At 74.7% G+C, this 16,789-nt stretch carries 13 protein-coding genes; 3 read left to right on the top strand and 10 right to left on the bottom strand.

Annotated features, from left to right (window positions below):
* The 3 genes from GCU69_RS33340 to GCU69_RS00285 form a co-directional block, all read right to left on the bottom strand.
* The coding region (locus GCU69_RS33340; RefSeq protein ID WP_156204799.1) for an acyltransferase family protein at positions 1 to 726 on the bottom strand (726 nt) is incomplete at its 3' end.
* Positions 727 to 822: 96 nt separating this feature from the next.
* A complete protein-coding gene (locus GCU69_RS00290) occupies positions 823 to 2,964 on the bottom strand; it encodes a SpoIIE family protein phosphatase (RefSeq protein WP_156204798.1) in 2,142 nt (713 codons plus the stop codon).
* A gap of 143 nt (positions 2,965 to 3,107) precedes the next feature.
* Positions 3,108 to 4,565 carry an aminotransferase-like domain-containing protein gene (locus GCU69_RS00285; RefSeq protein ID WP_098751022.1) on the bottom strand — a complete coding sequence of 486 codons (1,458 nt, stop codon included), beginning with the start codon at positions 4,563 to 4,565 and terminating at the stop codon, positions 3,108 to 3,110.
* On the opposite strand from GCU69_RS00285, the gene GCU69_RS00280 reads away from it, so the two are divergent.
* Complete coding sequence (locus GCU69_RS00280) at positions 4,564 to 5,568, top strand: DMT family transporter (RefSeq protein ID WP_156204797.1); 1,005 nt, start codon at positions 4,564 to 4,566, stop codon at positions 5,566 to 5,568. The genes GCU69_RS00285 and GCU69_RS00280 overlap by 2 nt on opposite strands.
* 48 nt (positions 5,569 to 5,616) lie before the next feature.
* A complete protein-coding gene (locus tag GCU69_RS00275) occupies positions 5,617 to 5,820 on the top strand; it encodes a DUF1918 domain-containing protein (RefSeq protein ID WP_098751024.1) in 204 nt (67 codons plus the stop codon).
* Positions 5,821 to 5,840: 20 nt separating this feature from the next.
* Here the strand turns inward: GCU69_RS00275 and GCU69_RS00270 are convergent, their stop codons facing one another.
* Positions 5,841 to 7,091, bottom strand: a complete 1,251-nt coding sequence (locus tag GCU69_RS00270; protein ID WP_456243367.1) for a glycoside hydrolase family 10 protein — start codon at positions 7,089 to 7,091, stop codon at positions 5,841 to 5,843.
* Positions 7,092 to 7,253: 162 nt separating this feature from the next.
* Between GCU69_RS00270 and GCU69_RS00265 the strand changes: the two genes are divergently transcribed.
* Positions 7,254 to 8,114: a 3-hydroxybutyryl-CoA dehydrogenase gene (locus tag GCU69_RS00265; RefSeq protein WP_098751032.1), complete on the top strand. Its 861-nt coding sequence runs from the start codon at positions 7,254 to 7,256 to the stop codon at positions 8,112 to 8,114.
* A 299-nt stretch (positions 8,115 to 8,413) separates the two neighbouring features.
* Here GCU69_RS00265 and GCU69_RS00260 read toward each other — a convergent pair whose 3' ends face one another.
* The 6 genes from GCU69_RS00260 to GCU69_RS00235 form a co-directional block, all read right to left on the bottom strand.
* Positions 8,414 to 8,944, bottom strand: a complete 531-nt coding sequence (locus GCU69_RS00260) for an NUDIX domain-containing protein (RefSeq protein WP_098751026.1) — start codon at positions 8,942 to 8,944, stop codon at positions 8,414 to 8,416.
* A 50-nt stretch (positions 8,945 to 8,994) separates the two neighbouring features.
* Complete coding sequence (locus tag GCU69_RS00255) at positions 8,995 to 10,332, bottom strand: transcriptional regulator (protein WP_156204796.1); 1,338 nt, start codon at positions 10,330 to 10,332, stop codon at positions 8,995 to 8,997.
* A gap of 542 nt (positions 10,333 to 10,874) precedes the next feature.
* Entirely contained in the window at positions 10,875 to 13,394 is a 2,520-nt protein-coding gene (gene pheT / locus GCU69_RS00250) for a phenylalanine--tRNA ligase subunit beta (protein WP_098751028.1), read from the bottom strand.
* Complete coding sequence (gene pheS / locus GCU69_RS00245) at positions 13,394 to 14,545, bottom strand: phenylalanine--tRNA ligase subunit alpha (RefSeq protein WP_156204795.1); 1,152 nt, start codon at positions 14,543 to 14,545, stop codon at positions 13,394 to 13,396. Before pheS ends, pheT begins: the two co-directional genes overlap by 1 nt.
* Before the next feature lie 161 nt (positions 14,546 to 14,706).
* Positions 14,707 to 15,834: a sensor histidine kinase gene (locus GCU69_RS00240; protein ID WP_098751030.1), complete on the bottom strand. Its 1,128-nt coding sequence runs from the start codon at positions 15,832 to 15,834 to the stop codon at positions 14,707 to 14,709.
* A 38-nt stretch (positions 15,835 to 15,872) separates the two neighbouring features.
* The gene (locus GCU69_RS00235; protein ID WP_156204794.1) at positions 15,873 to 16,727 is read right to left on the bottom strand and encodes a TrmH family RNA methyltransferase; all 855 of its coding nucleotides are present in this window, start codon (positions 16,725 to 16,727) and stop codon (positions 15,873 to 15,875) included.
* Positions 16,728 to 16,789 lie beyond the last annotated feature (62 nt).

The raw sequence follows: 16,789 nt of genomic DNA, 5'->3' as shown, positions 1-16,789 counted from the left end.
GGCGAGAAGCAGCGAGAAGACGAGCAGCAGCACCACGAACCACAGATGTCCCGTCTCGAAGTGCTCGCCCTGGAGCACGAACGGGAACTCCGCCGGTTCCAGGCGCACGTCGAAGAAGCGCGGCAGGAACTCCGGGTACGACGGGTGCGGGCCCGGGCCCGACGACCGCAGCCGCAGCCACTGGGGCAGCGGCAGCAGGACCAGCGTCGCGAACAGCAGCGGCACGCCCAGTCTCCGCAGCCGCTCCCGGGCGAAACCGGCGGCGCCGCGCCCGCGCAGGGAGTGCCGGGAGCCGACGCCGGCGATCAGGAACAGCAGCGGCATCGCCCACACCACGCCGAGCCCCGCGACGATCAGCACCGCGTCGCTGGTCTCGGAGTTCTTGACGTAGAAGTCGTCGTCGGTGGCGAAGACCAGTCCGGAGTGGAAGAAGACCAGCCCGATCACCACCAGCGCCCGCAACGCGTCCAGCTCCGCCCGCCGCTCCGGTGGCGGTGCCGCCCGGTCCCCGGACGCCCGCTCCGGCGGCGACTGCTCCGGCGGCGGCTGCTCCGGGTCCGCCCGCTCCCGCGGCGGCCGCCCCGGTGGGGCCTGCCCCGGAGCGGGCCCGTCCGCCGGACGGTCCGGGCCGTCCCCGTCCGCCGGGGACGGCTGCCGCCGCCGCTCCGGCAACGGCCGCTGACCGGGCCGCGTTCTCCCGCCCGCTTCCCCGTACGTCTCCGCCATGCCGCCTCCCCCGCTCCCCCGGCGGCGGGCCGCCCGCCGCCGCGCCGGGCCCCCGTGCCGCGGCGGGACCAGTCTCGGGTCTCCGGGCCCCGCGCGCTACGGCTGCGGCGCCGCCGTCCGGCGCACCAGCAGCACCGCGATGTCGTCCTGCGCCGCCCGGGCCACCGCGGGTGCCGCGATGCGGTCGGCGAGCGCGTCCAGGCCCGGGCGGTCGTCCGCGCCGCCGTTCTCCTCCGCCGCCCAGGTCTCCAGCGAGCGGGCCAGTTCGGCGACCGCCGCGGTGTAGTCCTGGACCCGGCTCTCCACGAGCCCGTCGGTGTAGAAGAGCAGCGTGGCGCCGGGCGGGAGCGTGTCCGTCGTCTCGGGATAGACGTTCGCCTCGTCGAACTCGCAGGCCAGCGGCATCCCGCCGGGCACCGCCAGTTCCCGCACCGAGCCGTCGGCCTCCAGGACCATCGGATACGGGTGTCCGGCGCGGGCGAGCCGCAGCTCCCCGGTGGCCGGGTCGAGTTCGGCGATGCAGCAGGTGGCAAACAGATCGGTGTCCAGGCCGCACAGCATCCGGTTGCCGCAGCCCATCAGCTCGCCCGGGCCGTGCCCGTCGTCGGCGTACGCCAGCAAAGCCGTACGGAGCTGGCCCATGACGGCCGCGGCCTGCGCGCTGTGCCCCTGGACGTCTCCGATCATCAGGGCGACCCGGCCGCCGGGCAGCGCCAGCACGTCGTACCAGTCGCCGCCCACGTCCAGTTCCTCGGCGCCGGGCAGATAGCGGACGGCGACCTCGACCCCCGGCAGTTCGGGCAGGTGCCGGGGCAGCATCACCCGCTGCAGGTCGGTCATCTGCGACCGCCGCTGGTCGAACAGCCGGGCCCGGGCCAGGGACTGCGCCAGGATGCCGGCCACGGCCGTGTAGATCATCAGGTCGTCGTCGGTGAAGGCGCGCGGCTCGGCGTAGGCGATCATGCAGGTGCCGATCGTGCCCTCGGCGGTCCGCAGCGGGAACAGCGCCCAGGCGTGGTGCCCGGCCGATGTCCGGCCCACGACCTCGGGGAAGGCCCCCTCGAACTGCTCGCGGTTCTCGAAGAACATCGGGCCGCGGGACTCCAGCACCGCACGCACCAGCCGGTCCTCCCCCGCCGTGCGGCGCCGGCTCATCTGCTCGTGGATCTCCGGCGGATAGCCCTCGGCGCCGGCCAGCACCATGTCGCCGTCCTCCTCGAAGTGGACGGCGAGGGCGCGGGCCTCCAGGCCGGGCAGGACCGTCCCGGTCATGGTGTCCACGACGTCCTGGGTGGACAGCGCGGTGCTGAAGGCGGACGTCACCTTGAGGACGAACTCCCGGCGCGCGTTGCGGCGTTCCTCCCGGCGGCGTTCCCGGGTGCTGTCCTGGGCGATGCCGACCATGCCCTGCGGGCGGCCGGCCGGATCGGTCAGCACCCGGCCCCGCGCCTCGATCCAGCGCATCTCGCCGTCGGGCCGGACGATGCGGTACGCCGCCGCGTAGTGGCCGGTCTTCTTGCTCTCGCGGACGGCCTGCTCGACGAGGCCACGGTCGTCGGGGTGAATGGCCCGGTAGAACACCTCGATCCGCTCGTCGAAGTCGGCGGGCTCCACCCCGAACATCCGGCACAGGTGCTCGTCCCAGAAGATCCGCCCGCTGCCGAAGTCCCAGTCGAAGGCACCGACGCCGGCGCTCGACATCGCCAGCTCCAGCCGTGCGGCGCGGGTGCGGCTCTCGATCATGCGCACGGCCAGGTCCAGCCCCGGCACACCGACCGGCAGCCCCCGGTGGCCCCGGGTCAGCAGGTGGTCGAGACGCTGCGCGGCGACGGAGGCCAGCAGCGCGAGCGTCCGCTCCTCGGCGGCGGTCGGCGGCCCGGGACGCCGGAGCCGCACGGACAGCGCGCCGAGTGCCCGCTCGTCGACCATCAGCGGCAGCGCGGCGACACCGGTGGGGCCGCCGCTGCCCGGCGCGTCCCGCGGATCACGGTGCCCGGTTTCGGCCCGCCACGCCGGGCGCCCGGTCCGTACCGCTTCGACGACCGGTACGTCCGCCGCCGTGCTGAGCTGCCGGGTCAGGAACCGCTCCGGATAGCCGGTGGACGTCGCCAGCCGCAGCCGTCCGTCGTCCTGCCGGACGTACACCGCGGCGGCCGGCGAACCGGTGACGGCCGTCGCCGTGTCCTGCAGCAGGGTGAGCAGCTCCTGTGGATTGGTGCAGGCCAGCAGGCGGCTCACGGTATCGGCCCATACCGGGTCGACCCGCGAGCGGACAAGCTCCGGCTCCACGGCCACCACGGGCCCCCTTGCTCTCCGTACCAGTGCAGGCGCCTCCGCTCCCCATCGTCGGCCAGAACCCCCGTACGCGCATCAACAGGGCGCTACGACGCCCGGCCGAGCGCGGTGCCCAGCATCCGCACCCCCGCCCCGATGTCCGCGGCACCGGCGGCCGCCGCGAAGCTGAGCCGGATGTGCGGCGCGGGCGGCTCAGCCGCGAAGTACGGCCGGCCGGGCGTCACGGCGACGCCGGCGCGCAGCGCCTCGGCCACCACCGCGGCCTCACCGGTGCCCTCCGGCAGTCGCAGCCACAGGTGGTAGCCGCCCGCCGGCACGTGCACGGGCGGCAGCCCGGGCAGCTGTTCGCGCAGCAGCCCGGTCATGGTCCGGCGCCGGGCCCGCAGCTCGGCCGCGACCGAGCGCAGATGGCGGCCCCAGGAAGGGCCGCCGACGAGTTCGAGCGCGGCCTCCTGGAGCGGCCGGGGGACGAAGAAGCTGTCGACGACCTGAATGGCGCGCAGCCGTTCCAGCACCGGGCCGCGGGCGGCCAGCGCGCCGACCCGCAGGCTGGGCGAGGCGACCTTGGTGAGGGAGCGCACATGCACCACGACACCGTCCGGGTCGTCGGCGGCCAGCGGGGCGGGCAGCGGGCCCGCGTCGTCGTGCGCGAGGCCGCGCGCGAAGTCGTCCTCGATCACGAACGCCCCGGCGTCACGGGCGGCCCGCAGCACCTCGCCCCGGCGGCTCCGGGCGAGGACGGCGCCGGTGGGGTTCTGGAAGAGCGGCTGGCAGATGAAGACACGGGCCCCGGTGGCGCGGAACGCCTCGGCGAGCAGCCCGGTCCGGACGCCGTCGGTGTCGACCGGCACGGGGACCGGCCGCAGCCCGGAGGCGCGGGCGACGGCCAGCATCCCCGGATACGTCGGCGACTCGACGAGCACCGCCGCCCCGGGCGGGGCGAGCGCCCGCAGCGCGGTGGTGAGCGCGCTCTGGCCGCCCGCGGTGACCAGCACCTGGGAGGCGCCGAGGGCGCCGCCGGGGCCGCCGATCTCCCGGGCGAACCACTCCCGCAGGTCCGGCAGCCCCTCCACGGGCGGCCGCCCCCAGGCTCCGGGCCGCCGGCCGGCCCGGGCCAGCGCCGCGGCCAGGGCCCGTTCCGGCTGGAGCGCGGGGTGCAGATAGCCGCCGCTCAGTTCGATCACCCCGGGCGCGGGCACCGCGAGCGTCGCCAGCACCCCGGAGGCGTCGACCGTACGGGGCAGTGGCTCGCCGGAGGCGGTGGCGGCGGACTCGGCGCTCAGCGCCAGCTCCTGCCAGGAGGTGTCGCCGGGGACCGGCGCGGCCGGGCGCGGCGGTTCGGCGCGGAAGGCGCCCGCGCCCGGCCGGGTGACGACCAGCCCTTCGGCGGCGAGCCGGGCCAGCGCCCGGGAGACGGTTCCGGGACTGACCCGGTGACGCTCCACCAGGGCCCGGCTGGACGGCAGCTTCTCTCCCGGGGAGTAGCGGTCCAGCTCCTTTTTCAAAATTCCGGCCAGTCCGGCGACACTGCTACGCTCATGCATGAAGACAGACGATAGCGCTACCGCTCAGATGCCGGCAGCGGTCGGGGACCGCTCCACCCCCTCCGGGGCGGCATCGTCCGCCGAGCACGCCCGGCGCCGGGTCCGTTCCGGCACCGCCTTCGCCGCGCTCGGCGTGACCAGCTTCTCGCTGACCTTCCCGGCCACCGCGTGGGCACTGGAGGGGCTCGGGCCGTGGACGGTCACGGCGGCCCGCAGCGTGCTCGCCGCCGTGCTGGCCGGGGTCTGCCTGCTGGTGCTGCGGGTGCCGCTGCCGGAGCGCCGCCACCGTGCCGGGCTGCTGGTGGTCGCCTCCGGGGTCGTCCTCGGCTTCCCGCTCCTCACCACGCTGGCCCTGGAGACGTCGACGACGTCGCACGCGGCGGTGGTCGTCGGCCTGCTGCCGCTCACCACGGCCACGTACTCCGCGCTGCGGACCGGGACGCGGCACTCCCGCACCTTCTGGGCGGCCGCCCTCGCCGGCGCGGCGGTGGTCGTGACCTTCGCGCTCGCGCAGAGCGGCGGCACCCCGACCACCGGTGATCTCTACCTCTTCGCCGCGCTGCTGGTGTGCGCCGCGGCCTACGCGGAGGGCGGACGGCTGGCCCGGGAGATGCCCGGGTGGCAGGTGATCAGCTGGGCGCTGGTCGCGTGCCTGCCGCTGACCGTGCCGGGAGTCGTGGTCGCCCTGCGGTTCGAACCGGCCGAGCTGACGGGTCACGCGGTCGCCGGGCTGCTCTGGCTGGCCGTGGGCTCCCAGTTCCTCGGGCTCGTCGTCTGGTACCGGGGCATGGCGGCCGCCGGTGTCGCCCACGCCGGGCAGCTCCAGCTCGCGCAGCCGCTGCTGACGCTGGTCTGGTCGGTGCTGCTGCTCGGTGAGCGGATCGGCCCGGCCGCTCCGGCGGCGGCGGTCGCCGTCCTGGTCTGCATCGCGGTCACCCAGCGCAGCGGGCGGCCCGCCGCCGGTCCCGTCCGTGCAGAAGCCACCGGCCGCCCTCGCCCCTAGACTCGGTCATACATACGCAATCCCCCTCGAAGACAGGGAGGGCAGTCGATGGAAGCCAGCGTGGGCGACCGACTGGTCCTGCACGGCAGGGTCGTCGGCCAGCACGACCGGACCGCCGAGATCGTCGAGGTCCTGGGGACCCGCGGGGAGCCGCCGTACCGGGTGCGGTTCGACGACGACGGGCACGAGGCACTGATGTCCCCCGGTCCCGACTGCGTGGTGACGCACCGGGGCAGGCCCGAGCCCGCGTAGCCCCCGACGCGTCGCGGAGATCAGCGCGACGGCCGCACCGGCGCCCGGTAGTGGTCGGCGACGACCCGGTCCATGGCGCCGATGCGGTCCGTGCGCACCTCGGTGGCCGAGAAGAACACATGCCCGCCGACCTGCGGGATGCGGCGGGCCAGCGTGAGATGGCGGGACAGCTCGGCCGGGTCCTGCCACGGTGCGGGCTGCGCCGGGTCACCGGCCTTGTACAGCGCCTCGCCGATGTGCAGGCCGACCCCGGTGCCCTGCACGGTCCGCGCCCACCAGGGCACCAGTTCGGCGTAGTCGGCGGCCTGGAAGCCGATGTTCCAGTAGACCTGCGGGACGATGTGGTCGAGCCAGCCCTCACGCACCCACTTGCGGGTGTCGGCGTGCAGGTCGTCGTACGTCTGCACGCCCGCCGTCGTGTCCGAGCCCGCCGGGTCGGTGGCCTTGTTGCGCCACACGCCGAACGGGCTGATGCCGAAGCGCACGCCCGGCTTGATCCGCTTGATCCGCTCTCCGGTCTCGCGGACCAGCCGGTCGGTGTTGTCCCGCCGCCAGGCCGCCCGGTCGGCGAAGCCGGCGCCGTGCGCGGCGTACGCACCGCCGTCGTCGAAGGTCTCGCCCGCCACCGGATAGGGGTAGAAGTAGTCGTCCCAGTGGACGGCGTCGATGTCGTAGCGGCGGACGGCGTCGAGCATCGCCTCCTGCACGAAGCGGCGCACCTCCGGCAGCCCCGGGTTGTAGTAGAGCTTGCCGCCGTACGGCACGACCCACCCCGGATTCCTCCGCGCGGGATGCCCGGCGGCCAGCTGCCCGGGATCGGCGTGGTTCGCGATCCGGTACGGGTTGAACCAGGCGTGCAGCTCCAGGCCCCGCCGGTGCGCCTCCCGGACGGCCGTGCCGAGCGGGTCCCAGCCGGGGTCGCGGCCCTGCACCCCGGTCAGATGGCGCGACCACGGCTCGTGCGGTGACGGCCAGAAGGCGTCGGCGGTCGGCCGGACCTGGAGGATCACCGCGCCGAGCCGCCGCCGGACGGCCTCGTCGAACAGCGCCGTCAGCTCGGCGCGCTGCTCGCCGGCCGGCAGACCGGGCCGCGAGGGCCAGTCACGGTTCTCGACGGTCGCCACCCACATGCCCCGGAAGCCTCCCCCCGGTGCCCGGACGGGACCGCTCCGCCGGGGCTCCCCGGAGGCCGCGGCGTCACCCGCGGTGAGCAGCAGGGTCGCGGCGCCCAGAACGCCGGTCGTGAAGTCTCTCCGGGTGATCCGTGCCACGTGCCGCACTCCTCCAGGCCGCCGATATGTCCGGTGCCGGACCAGCATGCCCGACCCGCCCGGTCCGGCACACCGCCGCGCGGGTAACGTCGGGGGCCGAGGCGGGCGACCGGAATCACACGGGCCGCCGGCCGGCCGATGAAGATCAGCGAAAGGCACGATGTGACCGACATCGAACGCGTCGGAGTGGTGGGCTGCGGCCAGATGGGCGCCGGAATCGCGGAGGTCTGCGCCCGGGCCGGACTTTCGGTCATGGTCGCCGAGACGACCGGCGAGGCCCTCGAACTGGGCCGTACGCGGCTGACCAACTCGCTCGGGAAGGCCGCGGAGCGCGGCAAGATCACGCCCGAGGAGCGCGACACGACGCTGGACCGGCTGAGCTTCACCACCGATCTCGGCGAGTTCGCCGACCGGGACCTGGTGATCGAGGCCGTCGTGGAGAACGAGCAGGTCAAGACCGAGATCTTCCAGGTGCTCGACCAGGTCGTGACCCGCCCCGACGCGATACTGGCCTCGAACACCTCCTCGATCCCGCTGGTGAAGCTGGCCGTCGCCACCTCCCGGCCGGACCAGGTCATCGGCATCCACTTCTTCAACCCGGCACCGGTGCAGAAGCTGGTCGAGCTGATCCCGGCGCTGACCACGAGCGACGAGACCTGCCGGCGCGCCGAGGCGGTCGTCACGGAGATACTCGGCAAGCACGCCATCCGCGCCCAGGACCGCTCGGGCTTCGTGGTGAACGCGCTGCTGATCCCGTATCTGCTCTCCGCGATCCGGATGTTCGAGTCGGGCACGGCCAGCCGCGAGGACATCGACAACGGCATGGAGCTGGGCTGCGCCCACCCGATGGGCCCGCTGAAGCTCGCCGACCTGATCGGCCTGGACACGGTCGCCTCGGTCGCCGACTCCATGTACCACGAGTACAAGGAGGCGCTGTACGCCGCTCCCCCGCTGCTCCAGCGGATGGTCGACGCGGGCCGCCTCGGCCGCAAGACCGGCTCGGGCTTCTACCCGTACGCCTGACCGGTACGGACCCGCTGCGCCGCTGCCCCGTTCGCCGGGAGCCCCGTTCGCCGGGAGCCCCGTTCGCCGGGAGCCCTGTTCGCCGGGAGCGCCTTCGCCACGAGCCCCGTTCGCCAGGACCTGCGAACGGGGCCGCTGCGGACCGGGGGCTCGGGGGAAGACCCTCGGCCGATCCCGAGGTGGCTCCAGGACACTGCCGTCCAGTGCACCACGGAGTGCGCCCCGCCGGGAGCGTGTGCGCGGGCGCGGTGCGGGTGCGCCGTTCACACGGGGTGTGCGCGCGGGCGCCCCGGTACGCGTCAGCCGTACCGCAGGTGATGCAGCATCAGCAGCGCCGCCGCCATGTTGGCGGCCGGCACGTCGCCGCGCGCCACCATGTCCGGCACCAGCTTCAGCGGCACCCACTCCCGGCGGTCGGACTCGAAGTCGTCCTCGGGATGGCCGACGAACGTGGCCTCGTCGGACCAGTAGATGTGGTGCCGGGCGTCGGTCAGCCCGTTCGACGGCTCCACGGACAGCAGATGGCGCAGCGGCCCCGGCCTCCAGCCCGTCTCCTCCTCCATCTCCCGCGCCGCGGCAGCGGCGACGTCCTCGCCGTCCTCGACGACCCCGGCGGCCAGCTCCCAGCCGTAGGTGCCGGTGATGAAGCGGTGCCGCCACAGCAGCAGCACCTCGTTGGCCTCGTTGACCACGGTGGCGACGGCGACCGGACGGAGCCGTATCAGATAGTGGTCGAGGTGCGTGCCGTCGGGGAGCTCCACATCGGCGAGGTTCACCCGGAACCACCGGTTCTGGTACACCGTGTGCTCCCTGTTGTTCTTCCATCGCACGTGTCCGCCACCTTCCGCCGGCCAGATGGCAAGAGCGCCGAGGAACAGGGTCACAGGGGTACGCGGAGCGCCCCGTCGATGAGTTCGGCCGCCTCGGCCGTCGCCGCGCACTTGCTCGCCACGAGACGCTCGCGGACCGCCCGGAGCCGGTCCCGGAGCCGCTGCGACTCCATCCCGCGTGCCCGCTCGGTCATCTCCACGGCGGCGGCCACGGCCATGTCCGTGTCGCCCCGGCGCAGCTCGATCTGGGTGAGCATCGCCAGCCGGTGCACCCGGCCCCGGTCGTGCGCCGGGGTGTCGACCGCGGCCGCCGCGTGCTCGCGGGCCGCCGCGAGGTCGCCCAGGCTCAGCAGCGCCTCGGCCACCTGGACGTTCACCAGGCCGGGCTGCACATAGCCGGTCTCGGCGGGCTCCTGGCCGCGCCGGATGCCCTCCGCCTCGTGCTCGGCACGTCCGATGCAGGCCAGGGCGCTCTGCCCGTCGCCGAGCTTGGCGTACGCCTTGGCCTGCATCGCGTACAGATCCGCGGCGAGCGCCGGGGTGATGTGCGGCCCCGCGGCCCGCAGCGCCGACTCGGCGAACGCGACGGCCTGCCGGTACTCGCCGAGGAACAGCGACTGGTTGACGAGCAGCGCGATCGTGTACGCGCCGAGCCCGCGGTCCCCGCTGGCCTTGGCCAGCCGCAGCGCCTGGTGGAAGTAGCGCTGCGCCAGGCCGTGTTCGTCGGAGTCGTACGCGCAGATCCCGGCGACGGCCACCAGGCCGCCGGTCGCCCGGTGCAGCCGTCGCCCGGTCGCGTCGTCGTAGCTGCCGCGCAGCAGCGGGGCCGCCTCGGAGTTGAGGAAGCCGACGATCCGCGCGCGCGTCGCGACACCGCCGGCCTTGCGGTACATCTGCTCGTAGTGCGCCCGGGCGGACCCCAGCATGTCGATGTCGCAGCGGCCCACCCGGAGCCGGCCGTCGCGGGAGACGTCCGCGTCCTCCGGAGGGTTCTCCCACTCCCACACCGGGATCACGGCCGGGGTGCCGGTGACCGCCGCGGTCCCGACCACATGGGGCCGCTGCTGCTCGTCGGACCGCCACAGCGCGGTGGCCCGCTCGACGAACCCGGACAGCGGCGTGCCGGTGGCGGGCCCGGCGCCCGGAGTGCCGAGGCCGATGTCGTCGAGGGTGACCGCGCGGCCCAGCCGCTCGCCGAGCACCTCGCAGATGAGGTCGGGCACCCGGCCGCGCGGGCGCTGGCCCTTGAGCCAGCGGGCCACGGCGGTGTGCTCGTAGCGCAGGGCCATACCGCGGGCGCGGCCCGCCTCGTTGACGTGGGCGGCCAGTCCGGCATGCGAGACGCAGGCTTCGTCCAGTGCGGCGTCGAGCAGGGTGTTGGGCTCCATCGCTGCCCTCCCAAGCGCTCTCGGGTGGGCCACAGCGTAATGGACCCCGCCCCCGGCCAGGACACGAACCGGCCACCCCCCGGAACGTACGGAACCGGGGGCAAAGACCCGAACCGGAAGCCGAGCGGCACCGGCCGGAACGCACCGCACCGCCCGGTTCCGCCCCATCCGGACCGGGACCGCGGGACCGGACGGACACGGCCGGCCGGAGGGGACCGCGGCACCCGGGCGGGGCGGCAACCGCGCGGACCGCGTTCACGCGGCAGCCGTGCGGACCCGCTCCACGCGGCGCCCGTACGGACCGGTCGGCACGGAGCCCGTGCGGAACCGGACGACGCGGCGCCCGTGCGGAACCGGACGACGCGGGAGCCGTACGGGAACGGTCGGCGCGGAGCCCGTACGGAACCGCACGCCGCAGGACGCGTTGCTGGAGCGCACGACGCGATGGCCCGGACGGCAGCGTGCGGGACCCGGCCGCGGGATACGCCGACGGGGCGCGCCCCCGGGCAGGAGGCGCGCCCCGTCGGCCGGCCGTGTCCGGCCTAGCCGCGCAGGACGGCCCCGGTCCGCTCCGCGGCCGCGGCGACCGCCGCGTCACGGGCGGCCGTGGCCTCCTCGACGGTCAGGGTCCGGTCGGCCGCGCGGAAGCGCAGCGCGTAGGCGAGGGACTTCCGGTCCTCGCCCAGCTGTTCGCCGGTGAAGACGTCGAACAGCCGCAGCGACTCCAGGAGTTCCCCGGCGCCGGAGCGCAGGGCCGCCTCGACGTCCGCGGCCGCCACCCCGGAGTCCACCACCAGGGCGACGTCCTGGGTGGCCACCGGGTAGGTCGAGATCCGCGGCGCCCGGACCGGACCGGGCGCGGCCTGTTCCAGACGGTCCAGGTCGATCTCCATCGCGCAGGTGCGCTCCGGCAGCCCGAGCGCCTTGACGGCCCGCGGGTGCAGCTCACCGGCGTGCCCCAGCAGTACCTCCGCGCCGTCGGCCACGGCCAGGAGCGCGGCGCAGCGGCCGGGGTGCCACGGGGCGTGCTGGTCCCGGCGGACCACGAGTTCGACACCGGCCTCCCGGGCGACGGTGCGCCCGGCCTCGACGGCGTCGGCCCAGTTCGCGCCCTCGCCCCCGCCCCACCAGCCGGCCCGGCCGCGGGATCCGGCGAGGACGACGGCGGCCCGGCGCGGCTGGGCGGGCAGCGACGCCTCGAGCCCGGCGAGTTCCTCGTCGGTCGGACGGCGGTCCACGGGCAGCCGGACGGCGGGCTTCTCCGCACCGGTCGGCCGGAACACCAGCCCCGTCTCGAACAGGGCCAGATCGTGTTCGCCGCGGCCGTGGTTGCGCCGCAGCGCGGCCAGCAGGCCCGGCAGCAGGGTGGTGCGCAGCGCCGGTTCGGCGTCGGAGAGCGGGTTGACCAGCGTGACGACGGTGCGCCGCGGGTCGTCCGGCTCCAGGCCGAGCTGGTCGAGGACGGCCTCACCGATGAACGGGTAGTTCGGCGCCTCGGTGTAGCCGCTCCCGGCGAGCGCGCGGCCCACCCGGCGGTGCAGCCGCTGCCGGCCGGTCAGGCCGCGGCCGGCCGGCGGCCTCGGCAGGGTGGAGGGCAGGTTCTCGTAGCCCTCCAGCCGGATGACCTCTTCGGCGAGGTCGTTCGGGTCGGTGAGGTCGGGGCGCCAGCTGGGCACCGTCACGACCAGCTCGTCCTGGCCGTAGACGTCGCAGCCGACCTGCTGGAGCCGGCGGACGACGGTCTCGCGGCCGTAGGCGACGCCCGCCACCCGGTCCGGGTGGTCCGCGCGCAGGGTGATGGTGTGCGGCCCGGACGGCTTGACGAACTCGGTGACCCCGGCCTCGGCGGAACCGCCCGCGAGCAGCACCAGCAGGTCGACGGTGCGCTGCGCGGCGGCCGAGGCGGCCTCCGGGTCGACACCGCGCTCGAAGCGCCTGGACGCCTCGGAGGACAGCTTGTGGCGGCGGGCCGTGCGGGCGACCGAGACCGGGTCGAAGTGCGCGGCCTCGATGACGATCTCGGTGGTGCCGCCGGTGCTGTCACCCGTCTCCGGGTCGGCGCCGGCGTCGGCGATCTCGGTGTTGGCGCCGCCCATCACCCCGGCCAGGCCGATCGGGCCGCGGCTGTCGGTGATGACGAGGTCCTCCGGGTCGAGGACCCGCCGGGTGCCGTCGAGGGTGACGAGCTTCTCGCCGGGCTCGGCACGGCGCACGCCGATCGGGCCGTCGAGCCGGGAGCGGTCGTAGGCGTGCAGCGGCTGGCCGAGTTCGAGCATCACGTAGTTGGTGATGTCGACGGCGAGCGAGATCGGGCGCATGCCGGCCTTCTGCAGCCGGCGCTGGAGCCAGAGCGGCGAGTGGGTCCCGGGCCGGACACCGGTGACGGTGCGCGCGGTGAACCGGTCGCAGCCGGCCGGGTCGGCGACCTGCACCGGATGGCCGTGGCTGTTGGGGCCGGGCACGTCGAGCAGCGCCGGGTCGCGCAGCGGCAGTCCGTAGGCGGTGGCCGTCTCCCGGGCGATGCCGCGCATCGACAGGCAGTAGCCGCGGTCGGGGGTGACGGCGATGTCGAGGACCTCGTCGACGAGCTCCAGCAGTTCGATCGCGTCGCTGCCCGCCTCGTGCTCGGGCGGCAGCACGATGATCCCCGCGTGATCGTCGGACATGCCCAGCTCGCTCGCCGAGCAGATCATGCCCTCGGAGACATGGCCGTACGTCTTCCGGGCGGAGATGGCGAAGCCGCCGGGCAGTTCGGCGCCGGGGAGCACCACGACGACCTTGTCGCCCACGGCAAAGTTCGTCGCGCCGCAGACGATGTTCTGCGGGTCGTCCTTGCCCCGGCCGACGTCCACCTGGCAGTAGCGGATCGGCTTCTTGAATTCGGTGAGTTCCTCGACGGCGAGCACCTCGCCCACGACGAGCGGGCCCTTGAGGCCGGCGCCGAGCTGCTCGACGGTCTCGACCTCGAGCCCTGCGGCGATGAGCTTGGCCTGCACGTCGCGGCCGGTTTCCGTGGCCGGCAGGTCGACGTACTCCCGCAGCCAGCTGAGCGGGACCCGCATCAGATCTCCATCCCGAACGGCCGGGTGAAGCGCACGTCACCCTCGACCATGTCTCGCATGTCCTCGACGTTGTGGCGGAACATCAGCATCCGTTCGATGCCGAACCCGAAGGCGAATCCGCTGTACTTCTCCGGGTCGACGCCGCAGGCCGTGAGCACCCGCGGGTTGACCATGCCGCAGCCGCCCAGCTCGATCCAGCCCTCGCTGCCGCAGGTGCGGCAGGGGCGGTCGGGGTCGCCGACGGAGGCGCCGCGGCAGACGTAGCACTCCATGTCCATCTCGGCGGACGGCTCGGTGAAGGGGAAGTAGTTGGGCCGCAGCCGGGTCTTCATCCCCGCGCCGAACAGGGCCTGCACCATGTGGTCCAGGGTGCCCTTGAGGTCGGCCATGGTCAGGCCCTCGTCGACGGCGAGCAGCTCGACCTGGTGGAAGACCGGGGTGTGCGTGGCGTCCAGCTCGTCGGAGCGGTAGACGCGGCCGGGGCAGATCACGTAGACCGGCAGCTCGCGGCCGAGCAGGGCGCGGGCCTGCACCGGCGAGGTGTGGGTGCGCAGCACCACCCCGGAGTCGCCCTCGCCGACGGTGCCCGGACCGGCGGTGCCGGTGCCCTCGGGCGACCGGACGAAGAAGGTGTCCTGCATGGCCCGGGCCGGGTGGTCGGGCTCGAAGTTGAGCGCGTCGAAGTTGAACCACTCGGCCTCGGCCTCGGGGCCCTCGGCGACCTCGTAGCCCATGGCGACGAAGACGTCCTCGATGCGCTCCATGAGCGTCGTCAGCGGGTGCCGGGCGCCGGGCTGCACGCGGTCGTACGGCAGGGTGACGTCCACCGCCTCCTCGACCAGCACGCGCGCGTCCCGTTCGGCCTCCAGCTCCTCCTGCCGGGCCTTCAGCGCCCGGTTCACCTCGCCGCGGGCGCCGCCGACGCGCTTGCCGGCGTCGGCCTTGGCGTGCGGCGGGAGCGCGCCGATCTCGCGGTTGGCGAGGGCGAGCGGCGAGCGGTCGCCGGTGTGGGCCACCTTCGCCTCGCGCAGCGCCTCGAGGTCGCCGGCGGCGGCGAAGGCGGCGAGCGCCTCGTCCCGCATCCGGGCGATCGCTTCCGGTTTCAGTGCCTCGACCTCGACAGGGTCGTACGACTTATTGGGTGCGGACATCTCTTCCCGTGTTTCCGAATTGGCTGGCTGCGCGGTCCGCCCGGCCGTTCTGCTTGCCGCCGGGGCGCCCTGGGGGCCACTGGCCGAGTCTACGGGGTACCGGGTGACCGGCGGGGACCGCTGGGTCGCGGAGGGGAGGCCCGTGGGCGGCCCGGCGTCCCTCAGAGGAGGTGGGCCGGCGCGCCGACGGGCAGGATAAATCGGAACTGGGCGCCGCCGCCGGGGGCGCGGCCCACCTCGATGGTGCCGCCGTGGGCCTCGACGATGCCCTTGACGATGTAGAGGCCCAGGCCGGTGCCGCCGCGCTTGCTGCCCCGCCAGAAACGGGTGAAGACGCGGCTCATCGACTCCTCGGGGATGCCGGGGCCTTCGTCGCTCACGGTGACGGTTGTTCCTTCGCTCGGCGGGCGGGCGGGGGCCACTTCTATGGTGACGGTTCCCTCACCGTGCCGCACACCGTTTTCCAGCAGGTTGCCGAGGACCTGGTCGACCTTGTCCGGGTCGGCCCACAGGGCGGGCAGCGGGGTGACGACCTCGACCCGGAAGCGGTCCTCGGGCTGCCCGGCCCCGATGTGCGCGGAGACGTGCCGGCGCACGGCGGCGGCCATGTCCACCGGCTGCCGGCGGATCTCCAGCCGGCCGGAGTCGATCCGGGAGATGTCGAGCAGCTCGGCGATGAGCCGGGTGACGCGGTTGGCGTCGGCGTCCACGGTCTCCAGCATCAGCCGCTTCTGGTCGTCGGTGAACCGCTCCCACTTCGCGAGGAGCGTCGCGGTGAAGCCCTTGACGGACGTGAGCGGGGAACGCAGCTCGTGGGCGACCGTGGCGATCAGCTCGGCGTGGCTGCGCTCGGTACGGCGGCGGGCCTCGGTGCCGCGCAGCGAGACGACGACCCGGTGCACCGGCCCGGTGGGGCGGCGGCGCACATAGCGCGCGGAGGCCAGCACCTCGCGACCGCCCGGGAGTAAGAGATTCCGCTCCGGCTGGCCGAATCGGGTGGCGAGGCCGCCGTACGGATCCGTGAGGCTCCACCAGCGGCGGCCCTCCAGGTCCTCCAGCGGCAGCGCCCGCTCCAGGGGCAGGCCCATCACCTGCGTGGCGCGCAGCCCGGTGATCCGGGCGGCGGCGGCGTTGAAGCAAATCACGCGGCCGGTGTCGTCGGCGACGACGAGCCCGTCGGGCAGGTCGTCCGGGGCCAGCCCGAGATCACCCAGCTCGGGAGCGAGGTCGGCGGGGACGACGGGAGCGTCCGTGTCCGGCGCGTACCGCCCGGAAGTCCTCACATCCATCACGCACCCCCCTTCTCTTCCCCCGGGCCGCAACCCTACTAGGTGGACGTCACGGAGCGGCACCCTCCGGAAGCGCGCTGCGCACGTGCCGAGGCGTAGAGACATACGGCGGCGGCCGTCGCGAGGTTCAGACTCTCCGCGCTGCCGTGGATCGGGACCCGCACCACGGCGTCCGCCAGGGCCCGGGTCTCCGGCGGCAGCCCCCAGGCCTCGTTGCCGAAGATCCAGGCGGTGGGCCCGGCCATCGTCCCGGCGTCGAGTTCGGCGTCGAGGTCGCGGTCACCGGCCCCGTCGGCGGCGACGATCCGTACGCCCGCCTCCCGCAGGCCCGACACCACACGGTCCACGGGGACGCCGACGGCGACCGGGAGGTGGAAGACGCTGCCGACGGAGGCCCGTACGGCCTTGGGGTTGTAGAGGTCGACGGAGGCGTCGGTGAGGACGACCGCGTCGGCCCCGGCGGCGTCGGCGCAGCGCAGGACGGTCCCGGCGTTCCCGGGGTCGCGGACGTTGGCGAGCACGGCGACCAGCCGGGGCCCGGCGGCGAGGATGTCCTCGAAGGGCGAGTCGAGGAACCGGCAGACGCCGACCAGGCCCTGCGGGGTCACGGTCTGCGAGACGTCGGCGACGACCTCGGCGGAGGCGGTGTGGACCCGGGCGCCCGTGTCCCGGGCGGCCGCGACGATCTCCGGATACCGCTCGGCGGCCTCCGCCGTGGTGAACAGCTCGATCAGCACCGGCTCGCCGTCGCCGCGGTGCGCCACCGCCTCACGCAGGGCCTGCGGGCCCTCGGCGATGAACCGGCGCTCCTTGCCGCGGAAGTTGCGGCGGGCCAGCCGGCGGGCGGCCGCGACGCGGGGGGAGCGCGGGGAGATCAGCTCGGGGGTGCCCATGGGCGGCGGCTCGCTTCTCGGGGGTCGTGACGGGGATGGTCGGCCGGGCTCGGGAGCGGCGG

Origin of the sequence: Streptomyces lycii (genome assembly GCF_009735685.1) — a bacterium.
GTDB lineage: Bacteria > Actinomycetota > Actinomycetes > Streptomycetales > Streptomycetaceae > Streptomyces > Streptomyces lycii.
Note: the sequence above shows the minus strand (reverse complement) of the source record. Positions and strands in the feature narration are given on the sequence as shown.

Excerpts from the sequence above, each read along its gene's own strand:
- GCU69_RS00280 (WP_156204797.1), top strand. The coding sequence starts at position 4,564 with ATGAAGACAGACGATAGCGCTACCGCTCAGATGCCGGCAGCGGTCGGG.
- pheS (WP_156204795.1), bottom strand. The coding sequence starts at position 14,545 with ATGTCCGCACCCAATAAGTCGTACGACCCTGTCGAGGTCGAGGCACTG.
- GCU69_RS00240 (WP_098751030.1), bottom strand. The coding sequence starts at position 15,834 with ATGGATGTGAGGACTTCCGGGCGGTACGCGCCGGACACGGACGCTCCC.
- GCU69_RS00275 (WP_098751024.1), top strand. The coding sequence starts at position 5,617 with ATGGAAGCCAGCGTGGGCGACCGACTGGTCCTGCACGGCAGGGTCGTC.
- GCU69_RS00285 (WP_098751022.1), bottom strand. The coding sequence starts at position 4,565 with ATGCATGAGCGTAGCAGTGTCGCCGGACTGGCCGGAATTTTGAAAAAG.
- GCU69_RS00255 (WP_156204796.1), bottom strand. The coding sequence starts at position 10,332 with ATGGAGCCCAACACCCTGCTCGACGCCGCACTGGACGAAGCCTGCGTC.
- GCU69_RS00235 (WP_156204794.1), bottom strand. The coding sequence starts at position 16,727 with ATGGGCACCCCCGAGCTGATCTCCCCGCGCTCCCCCCGCGTCGCGGCC.
- pheT (WP_098751028.1), bottom strand. The coding sequence starts at position 13,394 with ATGCGGGTCCCGCTCAGCTGGCTGCGGGAGTACGTCGACCTGCCGGCC.